Genomic DNA, 571 nt, shown 5'->3' on the forward strand with positions numbered 1-571 from the left:
CGTACGCCGTCTGATGCAGCTCATGGGTCTGGAGGCGATCTATCCGAAGCCAAACTTGAGCAAACGCCTCCATGCCAAGTACACGCGTCCTTATCTACTTCGCGGCTTAACGATCGACAGGCCCAATCAGGTCTGGGGAATCGATATCACCTATCTAAGGATGGGCAAAGGATTTATGTACTTGTTCAACATCATTGATTGGTACAGCCGCAAGGTGATTGATTATGAGCTGTCCAGTACGCTCGAAAAGGGCTTTGTTATGAGATGCCTTAAACGCGCATTCAGCCGCTGCAAGCCGGAGATCATGAACAGCGATCAAGGTTCGCATTTTACTAATGCGGATTATCTGGATCTGTTAGAAAAGGAAGGCGTCAAAGTATCGATGGACGGTAAGGGCCGGGCAACGGACAACAGCCGCACGGAGCGTTACTTTCGGTCGCTCAAATACGAATGTATCTTCCTCAATGAATTTGAAGACCCTCGCGCGCTGCGCAAAGGGATAGCTCGCTATGTCCAGTTTTACAATCAGGATCGTCCCCATCAGTCTCTTAATGGGGATAAGCCCTGTCAA

The 571-nt window shown here is 49.6% G+C and carries 1 protein-coding gene; it reads left to right on the forward strand.

Going from position 1 to position 571, the window contains the following annotated elements:
- On the forward strand, positions 1 to 571 hold a 571-nt coding region (locus JMF85_RS27865), incomplete at both ends, for an IS3 family transposase (protein ID WP_201319404.1).

It is taken from the genome of Paenibacillus sp. EPM92 (genome assembly GCF_016586185.1).
GTDB classification, from domain to species: Bacteria; Bacillota; Bacilli; order Paenibacillales; family NBRC-103111; genus Paenibacillus_G; species Paenibacillus_G validus.